The sequence below is a fragment of the Pseudolysinimonas yzui genome (genome assembly GCF_014653215.1).
GTDB classification, from domain to species: domain Bacteria; phylum Actinomycetota; class Actinomycetes; order Actinomycetales; family Microbacteriaceae; genus Pseudolysinimonas_A; species Pseudolysinimonas_A yzui.
Map to the genome: position 1 here is coordinate 542,022 of NZ_BNAI01000002.1, position 15,691 is coordinate 557,712.

General features: G+C 72.2%; 16 protein-coding genes. 11 read left to right on the plus strand and 5 right to left on the minus strand.

The genetic code is table 11. The features are described from left to right. The first annotated feature begins 205 nt into the window (after nucleotides 1-205). The 5 genes from nirD (at nucleotide 206) to IE173_RS08405 (ending at nucleotide 6,533) form a co-directional block, all read left to right on the plus strand. Nucleotides 206-583 (plus strand): nitrite reductase small subunit NirD, encoded by a 378-nt coding sequence (gene nirD / locus IE173_RS08385; RefSeq protein WP_191282987.1) that lies wholly within the window; start codon nucleotides 206-208, stop codon nucleotides 581-583. Continuing rightward, complete coding sequence (locus IE173_RS08390; protein ID WP_191282988.1) at nucleotides 580-1,320, plus strand: sirohydrochlorin chelatase; 741 nt, start codon at nucleotides 580-582, stop codon at nucleotides 1,318-1,320. Before nirD ends, IE173_RS08390 begins: the two co-directional genes overlap by 4 nt. 101 nt (nucleotides 1,321-1,421) lie before the next feature. Continuing rightward, nucleotides 1,422-2,825: an MFS transporter gene (locus tag IE173_RS08395; RefSeq protein ID WP_191282989.1), complete on the plus strand. Its 1,404-nt coding sequence runs from the start codon at nucleotides 1,422-1,424 to the stop codon at nucleotides 2,823-2,825. After that, nucleotides 2,825-4,954 carry a molybdopterin oxidoreductase family protein gene (locus IE173_RS08400; protein ID WP_191282990.1) on the plus strand — a complete coding sequence of 710 codons (2,130 nt, stop codon included), beginning with the start codon at nucleotides 2,825-2,827 and terminating at the stop codon, nucleotides 4,952-4,954. Before IE173_RS08395 ends, IE173_RS08400 begins: the two co-directional genes overlap by 1 nt. Further along, a complete protein-coding gene (locus IE173_RS08405; protein WP_191282991.1) occupies nucleotides 4,947-6,533 on the plus strand; it encodes an NAD(P)/FAD-dependent oxidoreductase in 1,587 nt (528 codons plus the stop codon). The genes IE173_RS08400 and IE173_RS08405 overlap by 8 nt, the downstream gene beginning before the upstream one ends. A gap of 8 nt (nucleotides 6,534-6,541) precedes the next feature. Here IE173_RS08405 and IE173_RS08410 read toward each other — a convergent pair whose 3' ends face one another. Continuing rightward, nucleotides 6,542-7,714, minus strand: a complete 1,173-nt coding sequence (locus IE173_RS08410; RefSeq protein ID WP_191282992.1) for a hypothetical protein — start codon at nucleotides 7,712-7,714, stop codon at nucleotides 6,542-6,544. A 74-nt stretch (nucleotides 7,715-7,788) separates the two neighbouring features. On the opposite strand from IE173_RS08410, the gene moaA reads away from it, so the two are divergent. Together moaA and IE173_RS08420 are read left to right on the plus strand one after the other, a co-directional pair. Then, nucleotides 7,789-8,856, plus strand: a complete 1,068-nt coding sequence (gene moaA, locus IE173_RS08415) for a GTP 3',8-cyclase MoaA (protein WP_191282993.1) — start codon at nucleotides 7,789-7,791, stop codon at nucleotides 8,854-8,856. Continuing rightward, nucleotides 8,849-9,085, plus strand: a complete 237-nt coding sequence (locus IE173_RS08420; RefSeq protein ID WP_229841974.1) for a MoaD/ThiS family protein — start codon at nucleotides 8,849-8,851, stop codon at nucleotides 9,083-9,085. The genes moaA and IE173_RS08420 overlap by 8 nt, the downstream gene beginning before the upstream one ends. An 86-nt stretch (nucleotides 9,086-9,171) precedes the next feature. On the opposite strand, the gene IE173_RS08425 is transcribed toward IE173_RS08420, so the two are convergent. Genes IE173_RS08425 through IE173_RS08440 form a run of 4 tightly spaced genes read right to left on the minus strand, consistent with a single transcriptional unit; the run spans nucleotide 9,172 to nucleotide 12,829 of the window. Further along, complete coding sequence (locus tag IE173_RS08425) at nucleotides 9,172-9,585, minus strand: molybdenum cofactor biosynthesis protein MoaE (protein ID WP_191282995.1); 414 nt, start codon at nucleotides 9,583-9,585, stop codon at nucleotides 9,172-9,174. After that, nucleotides 9,578-10,534: a bifunctional molybdenum cofactor biosynthesis protein MoaC/MoaB gene (gene moaCB / locus IE173_RS08430; RefSeq protein ID WP_191282996.1), complete on the minus strand. Its 957-nt coding sequence runs from the start codon at nucleotides 10,532-10,534 to the stop codon at nucleotides 9,578-9,580. The genes IE173_RS08425 and moaCB overlap by 8 nt, the downstream gene beginning before the upstream one ends. After that, nucleotides 10,531-11,721: a molybdopterin molybdotransferase MoeA gene (locus IE173_RS08435; protein ID WP_191282997.1), complete on the minus strand. Its 1,191-nt coding sequence runs from the start codon at nucleotides 11,719-11,721 to the stop codon at nucleotides 10,531-10,533. The genes moaCB and IE173_RS08435 overlap by 4 nt, the downstream gene beginning before the upstream one ends. A 13-nt stretch (nucleotides 11,722-11,734) precedes the next feature. Beyond that, nucleotides 11,735-12,829 carry a ThiF family adenylyltransferase gene (locus IE173_RS08440; RefSeq protein ID WP_191282998.1) on the minus strand — a complete coding sequence of 365 codons (1,095 nt, stop codon included), beginning with the start codon at nucleotides 12,827-12,829 and terminating at the stop codon, nucleotides 11,735-11,737. Nucleotides 12,830-13,043: 214 nt separating this feature from the next. Between IE173_RS08440 and IE173_RS08445 the strand changes: the two genes are divergently transcribed. Genes IE173_RS08445 through IE173_RS08460 form a run of 4 tightly spaced genes read left to right on the plus strand, consistent with a single transcriptional unit; the run spans nucleotide 13,044 to nucleotide 15,685 of the window. Continuing rightward, entirely contained in the window at nucleotides 13,044-13,454 is a 411-nt protein-coding gene (locus IE173_RS08445) for a TOBE domain-containing protein (RefSeq protein ID WP_191282999.1), read from the plus strand. Between the two features lie 2 nt (nucleotides 13,455-13,456). Continuing rightward, nucleotides 13,457-14,191: a molybdate ABC transporter substrate-binding protein gene (modA, locus tag IE173_RS08450; RefSeq protein WP_229841975.1), complete on the plus strand. Its 735-nt coding sequence runs from the start codon at nucleotides 13,457-13,459 to the stop codon at nucleotides 14,189-14,191. Further along, complete coding sequence (locus IE173_RS08455; RefSeq protein ID WP_229841976.1) at nucleotides 14,169-14,996, plus strand: ABC transporter permease; 828 nt, start codon at nucleotides 14,169-14,171, stop codon at nucleotides 14,994-14,996. Before modA ends, IE173_RS08455 begins: the two co-directional genes overlap by 23 nt. Next, the gene (locus tag IE173_RS08460; protein WP_191283001.1) at nucleotides 14,993-15,685 is read left to right on the plus strand and encodes a sulfate/molybdate ABC transporter ATP-binding protein; all 693 of its coding nucleotides are present in this window, start codon (nucleotides 14,993-14,995) and stop codon (nucleotides 15,683-15,685) included. Before IE173_RS08455 ends, IE173_RS08460 begins: the two co-directional genes overlap by 4 nt. Nucleotides 15,686-15,691: the final 6 nt, after the last annotated feature.

A 15,691-nucleotide genomic window follows, 5' to 3' on the forward strand; every position in this document is an offset into this window, starting at 1 on the left:
GGCCCTGTGTGCTCACGGGCCGTTGCGGTCCACGGTAGGTGGCTCGCGTTTCGTCGCCGTTGCACCCGTGTAACGGTGTGTGACTGACGCCTCACCGTTCCCGGCCGCGACTGTGAGGCAGTTGTCACACATTCGTCACGGTGGATGCGGTTGCCCGAAACGCGGGCTCCCTAGGCTCCTCGCCAAGACTTAAGAGGAGTGTGCGATGACCGATACCCAGATGACGGCCATCGCCGCCCGATGGATGGATGTCTGCGGCCTCGCCGATCTCGAACCCTTCTGGGGTGAGGCGGCGCTCGTCGTCGGCCACCAGATCGCCATCGTGCGGCTGCCCGGTGACCGGGTCTACGCGGTCGGCAACCTCGACCCGATCGCCGACGCGTACGTCATGTCGCGTGGCATCGTCGGTTCGCGCGGCGACCGCCCGACGATCGCATCCCCGCTGCACAAAGAGGTCTACGACCTCGAGACCGGCGAGCGCCTCGGCGCCGAGGGGCCGGGGCTCGGCAGCTACCCGGTGCGGGTGGTCGACGATCGCCTCGAGGTGCTCGTCCCGGAAGCCGGCGAGGAGTTCGCCGCGTGACCGCCGCCGTGCTGGTCACCGCCCCGCACGGGACGAGTGACCCGGCGGGGCAGCGTGCCGTCGCCGCGCTCGTCGCCGCCGTCGCCGAGCGGGCGCCGGATGTCGACGTGCGCGAGGCCTTCGTCGACGTCCAAGCCCCCGACGTGCCGACGGTGCTCGACGGCATCCCCACCGACCCGGTCGTCGTCGTTCCCCTTCTGCTGTCGGCGGGGTACCACGTGCGGGTCGATCTCGCGCGTGCCGCGAAGGCCGCCGAGAACCCCTCGGTCGTGGTGGCCGCGGCTCTCGGTCCCGACCCGCGACTCGTGTCGCTCCTCGAGCGCAAGCTCGCCGACATCCCTCTCGCCGCCGACGACGCCCTCGTGCTCGCGGCCGCCGGATCCAGTGACGGGCGTGCGGTCGACGACTGCCGGGCCATCGCCGATGCGCTCGCCGAGCGCGCCGGTCGGCCGGTCGAGGCGGCCTTCATCTCCGCGGCCCAGCCGGAACTGAGATCGGCGATCGCGCAGGCTCGCGAGGGTGGCGCCGACCGGGTCATCGTTCTCAGCTATCTGCTCGCCCCGGGCTACTTCGCCGACCTCGCGGCGGCGGCCGGCGGCGACCTCACGACCCCACCGCTGCTCGCGACCGGAGAACCCGTGCCCTCCGAGCTGGTCGACATCGTGCTCGAGCGGCACCGGGCGGCTCATGTGTCGAGCGTGTTACAAGCCTCTCTCGACCTCGCCGCGAGGGTGTGAGCAGGTGGTGACCGAACGGTAACGGCAACCGCGAGTCGCCGAAACACGGCATGGCTAGCGTCAACCGCATCCGCTTCCCTCACCTCGACGAAGGATTACTGATGGCGTCAACAACAGCAGCAGAAAGCACCGCACCGGCCGTCGCTGCGCCGGTACTCGTCCACCGACCGGGTGGAGTGATCGACAACTGGGACCCCGAGAACCACGTGCAGTGGGAGGGCGGCGGTCGCGCGATCGCCCAACGCAACCTGCGCTGGTCGATCTTCGCCGAGTTCCTCGGCTTCATCGTCTGGCAGCTCTGGAGCATCGTCGTCGTGCAGCTTCCGGCCGCCGGCTTCACCTTCGACATCGGCCAGACCTTCTGGCTGATCTCGATGCCGGCCCTGGTCGGCGCGACCCTGCGCTTGCCCTACACCTTCCTCGTGCCCAAGGTCGGCGGTCGCAACTGGACGATCATCTCGGCGGCGCTCCTGCTGATCCCGTCGATCTCGCTCGGGTTCGCGGTGAGCAACCCCGAGACGCCGTTCGGCGTGATGCTCTTCATCGCGGCGCTCGCCGGTTTCGGTGGCGGCAACTTCGCCTCGTCGATGTCGAACATCAACTTCTTCTTCCCGCAGCGGGAGAAGGGCTACGCGCTCGGCCTCAACGCGGCCGGTGGAAACATCGGCGTCGCGGTCGCCCAGATCGTCGTGCCGTTCGTCATCATCATCGGCGCCGTCGGGACGACCAAGAACCTCGCGTTCGCCGGGTGGTTCTGGATCCCGTTCATCCTCATCGCGATCTTCGGCGCCTACAAGTTCATGAACAACCTGTCGAACGCGAAGGCCGACTTCGCGGCGTCGGCGGCCGCGCTGCGCGACCCGCACACCTGGATCATGTCGATCCTGTACATCGGCACGTTCGGGTCGTTCATCGGGTTCGCGGGTGTGTTCCCGAAGGTCATCCAGACGCAGTTCCCCGAGCTCTCGAACTTCCAGATCGGGGCCGCCGGCATCACGCTCGCCTTCCTCGGCGCTCTCGTGGGATCGCTGTCGCGGCCGTTCGGCGGCAAGCTCGCCGATCGGTTCGGCGGCGCGAAGATCACCGTGTTCGCGTTCACCGCGATGGCCGTCGGCGCCCTCGCCGTCGTGCTGACCCTCCCGGTGGGCAACTTCTGGCTGTTCCTCGGAACGTTCCTGTTCATCTTCGCCGCGACCGGAATCGGCAACGGATCGACGTACCGCATGATCCCGAGCATCTTCTCGGCCCGCAGCGGCGTCGAGGATGCCCACAACAACTCCGGCGACGTCAGCACCACCCGCAAGACGTCCGCCGCGATCGGCATCATCTCGGCGATCGGCGCCTACGGCGGGTTCATCATCCCGCAGGTGCTCGGCGCGTCGCTCGGGTCGACCGGCAGCTACGCGACGGCCATCTACGGCTTCGTCGGCGCCTACGTCGTCTTCATCGCCATGACGCTGTTCTTCTACATGCGCCGCGGCAGCAAGCTGGGGCAGCGCGTCTGATGAGCACGGCATCCACCGGGGTCGACACCGCGTCGCACTGTCCGTACTGCGCCCTGCAGTGCGCGATGACGCTGACGCGCGTCTCGACCCCGGTGGATGTCACGCTGAGCGTCGCCGGCCGGGACTTCCCGACCAACCGTGGCGGCCTCTGCAAGAAGGGCTGGACGGCCGCTGAGGTGCTCAGCTCCTCCGATCGCCTCACCGAGCCGTTGCTGCGCACCGAGGACGGCACGTTCCGGCCCGCCAGCTGGGACGAGGCGCTCGACTTCGTCGCGGCGAAGGTTCACGAGATCCGTGAGGAGTCCGGCCCCGACGCGGTCGGGGTCTTCGGCGGCGGCGGGCTCACCAACGAGAAGGCCTACCAGCTCGGCAAGTTCGCCCGGCTCGCCCTGGGCACCTCGCGCATCGACTACAACGGCCGGTTCTGCATGTCGTCGGCCGCAGCCGCCGGGATGCGGGCGTTCGGTCTCGACCGCGGGCTGCCGTTCCCGCTCGAGGCGCTCGACGACGCCGACGTGATCCTGCTGCTCGGCACCAACGTCGCCGAGACGATGCCGCCGTTCATCGGCCACCTCGAAGGGGTGCGCAGCCGCGGCGGCCTCATCGTCGTCGACCCGCGGCGCACCCCGACCGCACGGCTCACCGACGACGGAGCGGGGTTGCACGTGCAGCCCGCGCCCGGCACCGACCTCGTGCTGCTGCTCGGCCTCGCCCACGTCGTGCTCGCCGAAGGACTCGCCGACCTCGCCTATCTCGAGGCGCGCACGGTGGGCCTCGAGAAGGTACGGCGGGATGTCGCGGCCTGGTGGCCCGAGCGCGTGCAGAGCGTCACCGGGGTTCCCGTGGCGACGATTCGCGACGTGGCGCGTCGCCTCGCCGCCGCCGACGGCGCCTACGTGCTCACCGGCCGGGGGGTCGAGCAGCACGCCGACGGCACCGACACGGCGACGTCGGCGATCAACCTCGCACTCCTCCTCGGCCTCGTCGGCTCGGACACCTCCGGTTACGGCACGCTCACCGGGCAGGGCAACGGGCAAGGCGGCCGCGAGCACGGGCAGAAGGCCGACCAGCTTCCGGGCTACCGCAAGATCACCGATCCGGCTGCACGCGAGCACGTCGCGCGGGTGTGGGGCGTCGAGCCCGAGATCATCCCGGGTCCCGGCGTGCCGGCCGTCGAACTGCTCGGCGAACTCGGCGTGCCCGGCCGCATCCGTGCCCTGCTCGTGCACGGCTCCAACGTCGTCATCTCCGCCCCCGACGCCGGCGCCGTGCGCGCGGGACTGCGGGCGCTCGACCTGCTCGTGGTGAGCGACTTCTTCCTCTCCGAGACGGCGCAGGAAGCCCACGTCGTGCTGCCGGTGCCGCAGTGGGCCGAAGAGGAGGGCACGATGACCTCCCTCGAAGGCCGGGTGCTGCGCCGCCGTCGGGCGATCGACCCGCCCCCGGGGGTGCGCGACGAACTCTGGATCCTCAGCGAACTCGCGCGGCGGCTCGACGCCCCCGGACGGTTCGACCTCGACGCCGAGGCGGTGTTCGACGAACTCTGCCGGGCCACCGCCGGCGGGCCCGCCGACTACTCGGGGATCAGCTATCCGCTGCTCGACTCGGGCGCCGCCGTGCACTGGCCCTACCCGACAGGCAGCACCGGCACGCCGCGGCTGTTCCGGGAACGGTTCGCCCACGACGACGGCCGGGCTCGACTGGTGAGCGTGCGCCCGGCGTCGCGGCCCGAGCCGGCCGGGGTCGACGGCACGTTGACGCTCATCACCGGACGCCTGCTCGAGCACTACCAGTCGGGCACGCAGACGCGCCGGGTGGCCGAACTGGCTGAGGTGCATCCGCACATGGAGGCCCAATTGCATCCGGTCGCCGCCGAACGCCTCGGGCTGACCGACGGCGACCTCGCCGAACTGACCAGCCCGAGCGGAACGGTGCAGGCCCTCGTGCGACTGAGCCCCGACATCCGTCACGACACCGTCTTCCTGCCCTTCCACTACCCCGATCTCGAGAGTGCCAACCTGGTGACCCGATCCGACACCGACCCCATCTCGGGCATGCCCGAGTTCAAGCGCACCGTCGTGCAGATGCGACTCGTGCAGGCGAACCTCGTGGAGGCCCGGAATGCCTGAACGCGTCGTTCTCGTCGGCTTCGGCCCGGTCGGTGCCCGCTTCGCCGAAGAGCTGCTCCCCCTCGTGCGCAGCGGTGACGTCGCGCTCACAGTCGTGGGCGCCGAGGGCGACGACGCCTACAACCGCGTGCTCGTCTCGGAGTACGCCGTCGGCAGCGTCGACCGGGAATCGCTCACCGTGTGCGCCGCCGACGACCTGCGCGAGGCCGGAGTGGTGGTGCTGACCGGCATGACCGTGCGTGCCCTGCTGCGGTCGCGCCGCACGGTGAGGCTCGCCGACGGCACCGAGCTGCCCTACGACCGGTTGGTGCTCGCCACCGGCGCCCGCGCGTTCGTGCCGACCCTCGACGGGGTGCGGCGCATCCGGCGGGAGGGGCTGATCCCCGCCGAGGACGCGCGCGACCTCGACTCCGCGGGGGTGCGGTTCCCCGACGGGGTGACCGTGCTGCGCGACCTCGCCGACGCGGAACGGGTGCGTGAGACCGTCGACGCGGGCGGACGCATCGTCGTGCTCGGCGCCGGTGTTCTCGGCATGGAGTTCGCGCTCGCCGCCGTGGCCCAGGGGGCCGAGGCGTGCGTCGTGCACCACGGGGCCGTGCCGATGGAACGTCAACTCGATCGCGGAGCCGGCACGGTGCTCGCCGCGGCCGCACGCCGCGCCGGGGTGGCGACGATCGCCCACACCCGTGCGGAGTCGGTGCTGCTCGCCCACGACGACAACGGTCGCGCCCGGTTCGACGCCCTCGTCTGCGCCGACGGCAAGGTCATCCACGGCGACCTGCTCGTGCTCTCCTGCGGCGTCGCGGCCCGCACCGAGCTCGCCGGGATCGCCGGTCTGCCGGTCGCCCGCGGCGTGCTCGTCGACGCCGAACTGCGCTCCTGGGGCGACCCCGACATCTACGCGATCGGCGACTGCGCCCACATCGCCGATCGGGAAGCACACGACCGCACGCCGCGGGGTGCGCCGAGCGGCCTGATCGGCGCGGGCTGGCGTCAGGCGGAGTGGCTCGCCCGGCGGTTCGCCGCCGAACTCGCCGGCAGCGCGCTCGAGCCGGCGGTGGTCGAGCGTCCCGCCCTCGTCATGCTCAAGGCCGAGGGGGTCGACCTCGTCGCCGCCGGTGATGTCACGCCCGATCCCTGGGACGACGACGAGTCGGCGCCGCACGCCGACGGGTGCGCGGCCGGGCGCACGGTCGCCCAGTGGGCCGACCCGGCACACGGTCGCTACGTCAAGCTCGTGGCGCGCGCCGGCGTGCTCGAAGGCTTCGTCAGCGTCGGGATGCCGCGCACGGCGGCCGAGCTCACGCTGCTGTTCGAGCGCGGCAGCGAACTGCCCTCCGACGCCTCGGTGCTGCTGCGGTTCGACGGGCCGGACGGCCTGACCGAAGCCGAAGGGGCGTTCTCCCCGACGGCGACCGTGTGCTGGTGCAACGGCGTCACGGCGGGACGCATCCTGGAGGCGGCGAAGACGTGCGAGCCGACCGTCGCCGGAATCGCGGGGGCGACCCGCGCCGGCACCGGGTGCGGCGGCTGCCGCGGTCGCATCGCCGAACTGCTCGAGGTCGCCGTCACGACCTGAGCGGCGGGTCAGAGGCCGATCGTGCGATCGATGAACCGGTTCGTCACGACATCGTCGGGCACGACGCCTTTCGGGACGTCGACGCCGGCGCGCTTCCACGCGGGGACGGCGATCTCGAAGAGGTCGCGCAGGCGACCCAGCTCGATGTCGCCGATGGCGGCGTTTCCGCCGTTTCCGACGATGTCCTCCGCGTGCAGCAGCTCGAGAGCGGCGGCGGCCAGGGCGGCGCCGTACTCGACGTCGCCGAGCCGGGCCGACAGCTCCACCACGAGCGCGGTCGTCTCGTCGGGATCGTCGAGGTAGTCGACGAGCGCCTGTTGCAGCACCGGGACGAGCACGGCGAGGCACTCCGGGTAGCGCACGAGCGACTGCGGGCGCGCCGACAGCACCCCGGCGTCGCGTTCGTACCCGGCGTCGTCGATCAGCTGCCAGGCGAGCGACTCGGGTGACTCGGTGAGCTGCTCGAAGCGGTAGGGGTCGGTGAGGAGGTCGCCCGTCTGCGCGGGAACCCCGTCCGCGTCGATGAGGCCCTGGATGCTGGGGGGCGGGTCGGTCAGGATCTGCTCGGGAGTCAGGAACTGGGCGCCCACCGCGTAGTCGCTGAACGGGTCGCCCGGCGTCGTGACGAACGGCAGCAGCGCCGTGCCGTCGGGAGTCGCCTGACCGCCGATCGCCTGCACCGTCGGGATGCCCGGGTGCACGCGCACATCCCAGTAGGCGATCCGCGGGTCACGCAGCAGCGGGGCGAAGACGCCCACGGTGGGGTAGCGCCGGGCGTCGAGGATCGCGATGTCGGTGTCGACGGCGCCGAGCAGGATGCTCGGGTCGTCATGCAGTTCGACGTTCGCGCTCACCCCGTCGTCGGGGTCGCCGAGCAGGATCGTCAGCTGCGATCCCGACTCCTCGCCGTCGATGAGCAGCGGAGCGCTCACCGAGTTCACCCCGATGCGGATCTGGTCGGGGTCGAGCAGCCCGTAGAGGAAGCCCCACTCGACGCGGGGCATGTCGTCGGTCTGGATGCGGATGTCGGCCGGGCAGCCGTCGCGCGTCAGCCCGACGCCGCTCGCCGCGCTGGTCGAGCACGCGGTCAGCGGCAGGGCGAAGCCGACGACGGCGACCGCCGCGATCCGGCGTACCGTCGGCCGACGTGCCCCTTTTCGACGGGCAGAGTCGCGTCGCATCCGACCTCCCTGTTAGTGACAGTCAACCTCACCTTGACCGGCGAGGGCGATTATCCGCGCCGTAGGCTGGGGGGATGCCCCCTGTCGCCCTCGGCATCCCGGCGTTCCGCCGTGATCCCGCTGCCGCGCCGTCGACCGAGGGGCGTCCGCACACCGCCGACCTGATCGACCGGTTCGGACGCGTGGCTCGCGACCTGCGGGTGTCGATCACCTCGGCGTGCTCGCTGCGGTGCACCTACTGCATGCCGGCCGAGGGGCTGCCCGTCATCCCGTCGCGGGACCTGCTGTCGGCCGACGAGATCGGTCGGCTGGTCGGCATCGCGGTGCACGATCTCGGGGTGCGCGAGGTGCGATTCACCGGCGGCGAGCCGCTCACCCGCCCCGACCTGGTCGACCTCATCCGGGCTTCGTCGGACATCGCCCCCGGCATCCCGCTGGCGATGACCACCAACGGCATCGGCCTCGACCGCAAGGCCGCGGCGCTCGCCGAGGCGGGGCTGACCCGCATCAACGTGTCGCTCGACACCATCGACCGCGAGCACTTCGCCGCCGTCACCCGGCGCGACCGGCTGCCCGCCGTGCTGCGCGGACTCGACGCGGCTCGCGCCGCCGGGCTGGGTCCGATCAAGATCAACGCCGTCGCGCTGCGCGAAACCCTGGCGGATGCCGGCGACCTCCTCGCCTGGGCGCTCGACCACGACGTGCGGCTGCGGTTCATCGAGCAGATGCCGCTGGATGCCGACGAGACCTGGCGGCGCGAGAACCTGGTCTCGGCACAGGAGCTGCTCGACGAACTGGGCCGCCGATTCACGCTGACGCCCGCCGGCCGCGACGACCCGTCCGCTCCGGCGGAAGACTGGTTCGTCGACGGCGGCCCCGCGACCGTCGGCATCATCGCCTCGGTGACCCGCTCGTTCTGCGAAGCCTGCGACCGCACCCGGCTCACCGCCGAGGGCACGGTGCGGTCCTGCCTGTTCGGCGACGACGAGACCGACCTGCGCGCCCTGCTGCGCGGCGGAGCGACGGATGCCGAGATCGCCGAGCGCTGGCGCGGTGCGATGTGGAACAAGCAGGCCGGGCACGGCATCGACGCCGACGACTTCATCCGGCCCGTGCGCTCGATGGGCGCGATCGGTGGCTGACGTGCTCGTGCGGTACTTCGCCGCCGCGGTCGATGCCGCCGGCCGCGAAGAAGAACGGCTCACGGCATCCACCGTCGGCGAGCTGCGCGACACCCTCCTCGCGAGTTACCCCGCCATGGCGGCCGTGCTCGAGCGCGGTTCGTTCCTCGTCGACGGCGTCGTCACGCGCGACCCCGCCCGCACCCTCGGCGCCCGCGTCGACGTGCTGCCGCCCTTCTCCGGCGGCTGAACCCGCCGACATCCCGCGTTTTGCGTCGGCGTCCGCGTTGTGATTGCGGGGGCGGGACGCAAAACGCGGATGCCGGCGCCGCGGGGCTAGAGGCCGACCCACTCCGACGGGCCGTCGGCGAGGTGCTGGCGCTTCCAGATGGGCACGCGCTGCTTGATCTCGCCGACGAGTTTCGCGCACGCGGCGAAGGCTTCGGCGCGATGCGGGGCGGCGACGACGGCGACGAGGGCGACATCCCCGATCTCGAGGTGGCCGATGCGGTGCGCCGCGGCGACCCGCAGACCGGCCGCCGTAGCGACCTCGGCGCAGACGTCGGCGAGGAAGCGCTCCGCGTCGGGGTGGGCCTGGTAGTCGAGACTCGACACTCCCGCGCCGTGGTCGTGGTCGCGGATGACGCCCTCGAACACGACGAGCGCGCCGTCGGCATCCGTCAGTACCTGCTGCTCGAGCCAGGCGCGGTCGATCGGGGTGTCGACGATGAGGGCGACGGGCTCACTCATGGCCACCGCCGGCGATCTGGTCGTGCAGATGGGGCAGCAGGGTTTCGAGCACCGCGAGCCCGTCCCGCACCCCGCCGGGCGACCCCGGAAGGTTGATGACGATCGTCGACCCCGCGACGCCGGCGAGCGCCCGGCTCAGCACGGCGGTCGGCGTCACGGCGCGTCCCGCCGCCCGGATCGCCTCGGCCACCCCGGGCAGTTCGCGGTCGATCACCGTGCGGGTGGCTTCGGGAGTGCGGTCTTGGGGATGGATGCCGGTGCCGCCGGTCGTGATGACGAGCGCGGGTGCCCCCGCGACGGCGCCGCCGAGCGCCCCCTCGATGTCGGCGTCGGCGACCACGACGGGGGAGTCGACGGTGTAGCCGTGTGCCGTCAGCCAGTCGACGATGAGCGGGCCGGTGCGGTCCTCGCGGGTGCCCGCGGCGGCCCCGGTTGAGGAGACGATGACGACGGCGGTGCCGCGGGCTTCGGCAACGGAGGGTTCGGGAGTCCAATGCCCGCTCTTGCCGCCGGTCTTCTCGACGAGGCGGATGTCGCCGAGCACGGCGGCCGGGTCGACGGCCTTGATCATGTCGTGCAGCGCGAGCCCGGCCACCGCGACGGCGGTGAGCGCCTCCATCTCGACGCCGGTCTTCGCGGTGACGGCGACCGTCGCGCGGATGCCGATGGATGCCTCGCCCGGTTCGAACTCGATCGTCACCGACTCGAGCGGCAGCAGATGGGCGAGCGGGATGAGGTCGCTCGTGCGCTTCGCGGCCTGGATGCCGGCGATGCGCGCCGTCGCCAGGGCGTCGGCCTTCTTCAGCCCGTCGGCGACGACGAGCGCGACGACCTCCGCCGTCGTGTCGAGGCGGCCGGTGGCGACGGCGACCCGGCGGGTGACCGCCTTGCCGCCGACGTCGATCATGCGGGCGCGGCCCTCCGCGTCGAGATGCGAGAGCTCGGTCATAGCTCCCAGGTTTCCACAGTCGCGCCCGCGGGGAGTTCGGTGACGTCTTCCGGGATGTCGAGCAGCACGTCGGCGGCGGCCAGAGCGGCGACCAGATGCGACGACGGGCCGCCGAGGGTTGCGACGCGGCCGGCCGGCAGCGCCCGCCCGCGCAGGAACTGCCGCTTGCCGGGCGGCGAGCTGAGGGGCGTGTCGAGGATGCGCGGCGCGCGCATCCTCGGGGGCAGCCCCGCGATCTCCCGCAGCACCGGCTCCACGAACAGCAGGAACGAGAGCTGACTCGACACCGGGTTGCCCGGGAAGCAGACGACGGGAACGCCGCGGTAGACCGCGGTCGCCTGCGGCCCGCCCGGCTGCATCGCGAGCACGTCGACGTGCGCGCCGAGCGGCTCGAGGGTTTCGCGCACCACCTCGTACTCACCCTGCGAGATGCCGCCGCTCGTGAGAATCAGTTCTGCTCCGCCATCGACCGAGCTGTCGAGAAGCAGGCGGAAGAACTCGGCCTGGTCGCCCACCCGGGCCGTGCTGACCAGTTCGGCGCCGGCGGCTTCGACCGCGGCGGCGAGCGCGGTGCTGTTCGAGTCGAAGATCTGCCCCGGCCCGAGAGCGTCGCCGAGATCGACGAGTTCGCTGCCGGTGCTGATGACGTCGACCCGGACCCGGGCCTCGACCTCGACCTCGGCGATGCCCGACGCCGCGAGGGCGCCGAGGTGGCGCGACGCGAGTCGCGTCCCGGCGGGAACGATGACGTCGCCTGCCGCCAGATCCGACCCCACGTCGCGCACATACTCGCCGGAGACGCGGGGCGCGCGGATGCTGACGAGGGAGCCGCTCACGGTCGTGTCCTCGACCGGCACCACGGCATCCGCCCCGGTCGGCAACGGCGCGCCGGTCATGATGCGCACGGCGGTGCCGGGAGCGAGCGGGGCAGGCTCACCGGGCGCCGCCGCGATCTCGCCGACCAGCGGGAGGTCGACGGGGGCACCGGCCACCTCCGCGGCGCGAACGGCGAATCCGTCCATCTGCGAGTTGCGGAACGGCGGCAGCGGGATCGGGGTGACGATGTCGACCGCCGTCACCCGCCCCAGCCCCGCGTGCAGCGGAACCGTTTCGGCATCCCGGGTGCGTAGCGGCGCGAGCAGCGCCCGCACGCGTTCCTCGTGCTCGGCGACCGGGGTGCGGGCCATCAGGACCGAACCATCAGTAGCGCGCCAACCCAGGGTCGGCCTTCGCGGCGTAGGCGTCGATGCCGCCGGTGAGGTGCCGGGCGTGGGCGAACCCGTTCTGCTCGAGGTATTCGAGCACCCGCGCGCTGCGCACGCCGTGGTGGCAGTAGACGACCATCTCGACGTCGGAGTCGAGTTCGCCGATGCGTTCCGGGATGTGACTCATCGGGATGAACACCGACCCGGGGATCTGCACCAGTTCGGCCTCCCACGGCTCGCGGATGTCGAGCAGCACCGGCGGCGTCGGCCCGGCGAGGGCGTCGTGCAGGGCTTCGGGGGTGATGGTGCGGGTGGGGGCGTCCACGGGTGGCGCGGTCCTCTCCTCGAGCGACCCGGGGCGCGGAGCCTCGGGGTCGCGGCGGTATTCGATCTCGCGGGTGCGGCCGGTGAGCGCGTCGTAGGCGGCGACCCGGCCGAGCAGCGGTTCGCCGACTCCGGTGAGCAGCTTGAGCACCTCGGTGGCCATCATCCCCCCGATGACTCCGCAGACGCTGGGCAGCACCCCGACGACGTCGCAGGTGTCGCCCTCATCGGTTTCGTCTTCTGGGAAGAGGTCGCGGTAGTCCACCCCCTTCTCGTCCCACGCGACGCCGACCTGGCCGGCGTAGGCGAGCGCCGACCCCCACACCAGCGGGATGCCGCGGATCGTCGCGGTGTCGTTGGCGAGATAGCGGGTGGCCGGGTTGTCGGTCGCGTCGACGAGCACGTCGACGTCGAGCAGAAGGTCGAACGTCATCCCAGGTTCGAAGCGCTGCGCGAGCGCGCGGATCTCGGCGTCGGGGGCGAGGCGCCGGAGGCTGTCGGCTGCCGATTCGGCCTTGTTGCGACCGAGGTCGCCGGCCGTGTGCAGCGTCTGACGGTGCAGGTTCGACTCGGCGACGGTGTCGTCGTCGACGATCGTCAGGATGCCGACCCCCGCCGCCGCGAGCAGCGGCAAAACCGCGCTGCCGAGGCCGCCCGCCCCGATCACGAGCACTTGCGCGCCCGCGAGGGCTGCCTGGCCGTCGGAGCCGAAGCCCGCGAGGATCCGCTGGCGCGCGAAGCGCGGCGACGCGGGATCGAGGGACATGTCTCGATTCTTTCAGGCGGACCCCGGCGCAGCTGTCGGGTGGGCCTCGACCAAATCAAGGAGATCCGGCCGTGGACGGGTCCGGAGCCGTGGTGGAGGGACGCAGCGTCCACGCATTTCCTTGATTTGGTCGAACCCTCGTGCATGACCTTCCCCCAGTGACCCGCACATGCGGGTAATCTGACGGCTTGAGTACGCATTTGCGGAGGCGGGGATGAACGAGTTCACGGTGAAAGAAGCAGCTGCGCTGCTCGGGGTGAGCGACGACACCGTGCGGCGCTGGGGGGATGCCGGGAAGCTGCGCATCCGCAAGGCCGACAGCGGCCGCCAGGTGATCGCGGGGCGCGACCTCCTGCCGCTCCTGCGCGAGCCGGAGGCGGCATCCGCTCTCGCCGCGGCGTTCCCGCTGGCGAAGGCGAGTGCCCGCAACCGCCTCACCGGCATCGTCACCGAAGTCGTGAAGGACGGGGTGATGGCGCAGGTGGCGATCCAGGCGGGTCCGTTCCGGGTGGTGTCGCTCATGTCGCGCGAGGCGGCTGACGACCTGGGGCTCGAACCCGGGATGCTCGCCGTCGCGAGCGCGAAGGCGACCGTCGTGAGCGTCGAGACCCCGGCGGAGGGCTGAGGGTGCTGCGCCTGATCGCCGTCGCGGCGGGCGTCGTCGTGCTCGCCGGATGCGCCGCCCCCCAGACCAGCACCGTGACGGTGCTCGCCGCGGCATCCCTCACGGACGCCCTCGACGAGGCATCCGCCGCGTACCGGGCCGAGCACCCCGACGTCGAGATCGTCGTCGGCTACGGCGGCAGTTCGGCGCTCGCCGAGCAGATCGTGTCGGGCGCCCCGGCCGACGTCTTCTTCGCGGCGAACGAGGCGACGATGCAGACCGTCGTCGACGCCTCGCTCGCGGTCGACCCGGAGGTGCTGCTGACCAACACCCTCGAGCTCGTCGTGCCCGCCGGCAACCCGGGGGAGGTCCGCGGGCTCGCCGACCTCGCCGACCCTCAGCTGGTGGTCGCCCTGTGCGACCCGTCGGTGCCGTGCGGTGCGGCCGCGGTGCAGCTGCTCGACCTCGCCGGGGTGACCGCGTCGGTCGACACCTATGAGGATGACGTGCGGGCGGCGCTCACCAAGGTCGCGCTCGGCGAGGTGGATGCGGCCCTCGTCTACCGCACCGATGTCGCCGCCGCCGGTGACGCGGTCGAGGGCATCGAGATCCCCGAGGCGGCGAGCGTCGTGAACCGGTACCCCGTGGCTCTGCTGGCGGATGCCGCTGACCCCGCCGCGGCGCAGGAGTTCCTCGACTTCCTGCGGTCGGCCGAGGGGCGGGAGGTGTTCGAGCGTGCGGGTTTCGTCGCGCCCTAAGCACGTCGGCAGAAGCGGCCGTGCGGGCCCCGTCGTCGCCGTGCTCGCGGCGGTCGGCCTCGCGCTCCTCGTGCTGCCGCTTCTCGGGTTGCTGCTGCGCGCGCCGTGGGCGGAGCTGCCCGGGTTGCTCGCGAGCGAGGCGGTGCTGCAGGCCCTGGGACTCTCGCTCGGCACCGCCGCCGTCTCGACCGTGCTGTGCCTGACCTTCGGCATCCCGATCGCGGTGCTGTTGTCGCACTCCGTGCACTGGGGTGTCGTGCCGCGGCGGCTGCTGCGAGCGGCCATCACGATCCCGCTCGTGCTGCCTCCCGTCGTCGGCGGCATCGCGCTGCTGCTGCTGCTCGGGCGCCGCGGAATCGTCGGGCAGTGGCTCGCCGAGATCGGCATCACGATCCCGTTCACGACGGGGGCGGTCGTCATCGCGCAGACCTTCGTCGCGATGCCGTTCCTGGTGTTCGCCGTCGAGGGGGCTCTGCGCTCCGCCGACCGGCGCAGCGAACTCGCGGCCGCGACGCTCGGCGCGACGCCGGGGCAGACCTTCCGGCTCGTCACCCTGCCGCTCGTCGCGCCGGGGATCGCCGCCGGGGCGGTGCTGTGCTTCACCCGGGCGTTGGGGGAGTTCGGGGCGACGATCACGTTCGCCGGCTCGTTCCCCGGCGTCACCCGCACGCTGCCGATCGCCTCGTACCTCGCGATGAACTCCGACCCCGACACCGCGATCGCCCTCGCCCTGGTGCTGCTCGCGGTGTCGCTCGTCGTGCTGCTCGGCCTGCGCGACCGCTGGCTGCCCGGGGTTGTGAAATGACGCTCACCGTCGACGTCACCGTCTCCCGCGACGCGTTCGACGTGCGCGCGGCGTTCGAGGTGCCCGACGGCCGCGTACTCGGCATCGTCGGGCCGAACGGCGCGGGCAAGTCGAGCCTCCTCGCGGCGATCGCCGGGCTGGTCGACGCGAGCGGGGCGATCCGCCTCGGCGAGACCGACCTCCTCGCGGTGCCGGCCCAGCGGCGCGGGATCGGTGTCGTGTTCCAGGACTTCCTGCTGTTCCCGCACCTGAGCGTGCTCGACAACGTCGCCTTCGCGGCCCGGGTGCGGGGTGGGGGCTGGACCGCGGCGCGAGCGAAAGCCGACCCGTGGCTCACCCGCTTCGACCTGACCGAGCTGGCGCAGCGGCATCCCGACGCCCTCTCGGGCGGGCAGGCGCAACGCGTCGCCGTCGCCCGCGCGCTCGCCGCCGAGCCCGCGGTGCTGCTGCTCGACGAGCCGATGGCGTCGCTCGACGTCGAGATCCGGGATGACGTGCGCGCCGACCTGGCCCGTCACCTGCGCGAGTTCGGCGGGCCTGCGATCGTCGTCACCCACGACCGCGAGGATGCCGCCGCGCTCGCCGACGAGGTGCTCGTGCTCGAGCGGGGCCGGGTCGTGCAGCGCGGAACGCTCGCCGAACTCGCGGCCGCCCCCGCCACTCCGTGGGTCGAGCGCTTCGCCCGATAGCGTGGG

Excerpts from the sequence above, each read along its gene's own strand:
- nirD (WP_191282987.1), top strand. The coding sequence starts at position 206 with ATGACCGATACCCAGATGACGGCCATCGCCGCCCGATGGATGGATGTC.
- IE173_RS08395 (WP_191282989.1), top strand. The coding sequence starts at position 1,422 with ATGGCGTCAACAACAGCAGCAGAAAGCACCGCACCGGCCGTCGCTGCG.
- IE173_RS08400 (WP_191282990.1), top strand. The coding sequence starts at position 2,825 with ATGAGCACGGCATCCACCGGGGTCGACACCGCGTCGCACTGTCCGTAC.
- IE173_RS08405 (WP_191282991.1), top strand. The coding sequence starts at position 4,947 with ATGCCTGAACGCGTCGTTCTCGTCGGCTTCGGCCCGGTCGGTGCCCGC.
- IE173_RS08410 (WP_191282992.1), bottom strand. The coding sequence starts at position 7,714 with ATGCGACGCGACTCTGCCCGTCGAAAAGGGGCACGTCGGCCGACGGTA.
- moaA (WP_191282993.1), top strand. The coding sequence starts at position 7,789 with ATGCCCCCTGTCGCCCTCGGCATCCCGGCGTTCCGCCGTGATCCCGCT.
- IE173_RS08425 (WP_191282995.1), bottom strand. The coding sequence starts at position 9,585 with ATGAGTGAGCCCGTCGCCCTCATCGTCGACACCCCGATCGACCGCGCC.
- moaCB (WP_191282996.1), bottom strand. The coding sequence starts at position 10,534 with ATGACCGAGCTCTCGCATCTCGACGCGGAGGGCCGCGCCCGCATGATC.
- IE173_RS08435 (WP_191282997.1), bottom strand. The coding sequence starts at position 11,721 with ATGGCCCGCACCCCGGTCGCCGAGCACGAGGAACGCGTGCGGGCGCTG.
- IE173_RS08440 (WP_191282998.1), bottom strand. The coding sequence starts at position 12,829 with ATGTCCCTCGATCCCGCGTCGCCGCGCTTCGCGCGCCAGCGGATCCTC.
- IE173_RS08445 (WP_191282999.1), top strand. The coding sequence starts at position 13,044 with ATGAACGAGTTCACGGTGAAAGAAGCAGCTGCGCTGCTCGGGGTGAGC.
- IE173_RS08460 (WP_191283001.1), top strand. The coding sequence starts at position 14,993 with ATGACGCTCACCGTCGACGTCACCGTCTCCCGCGACGCGTTCGACGTG.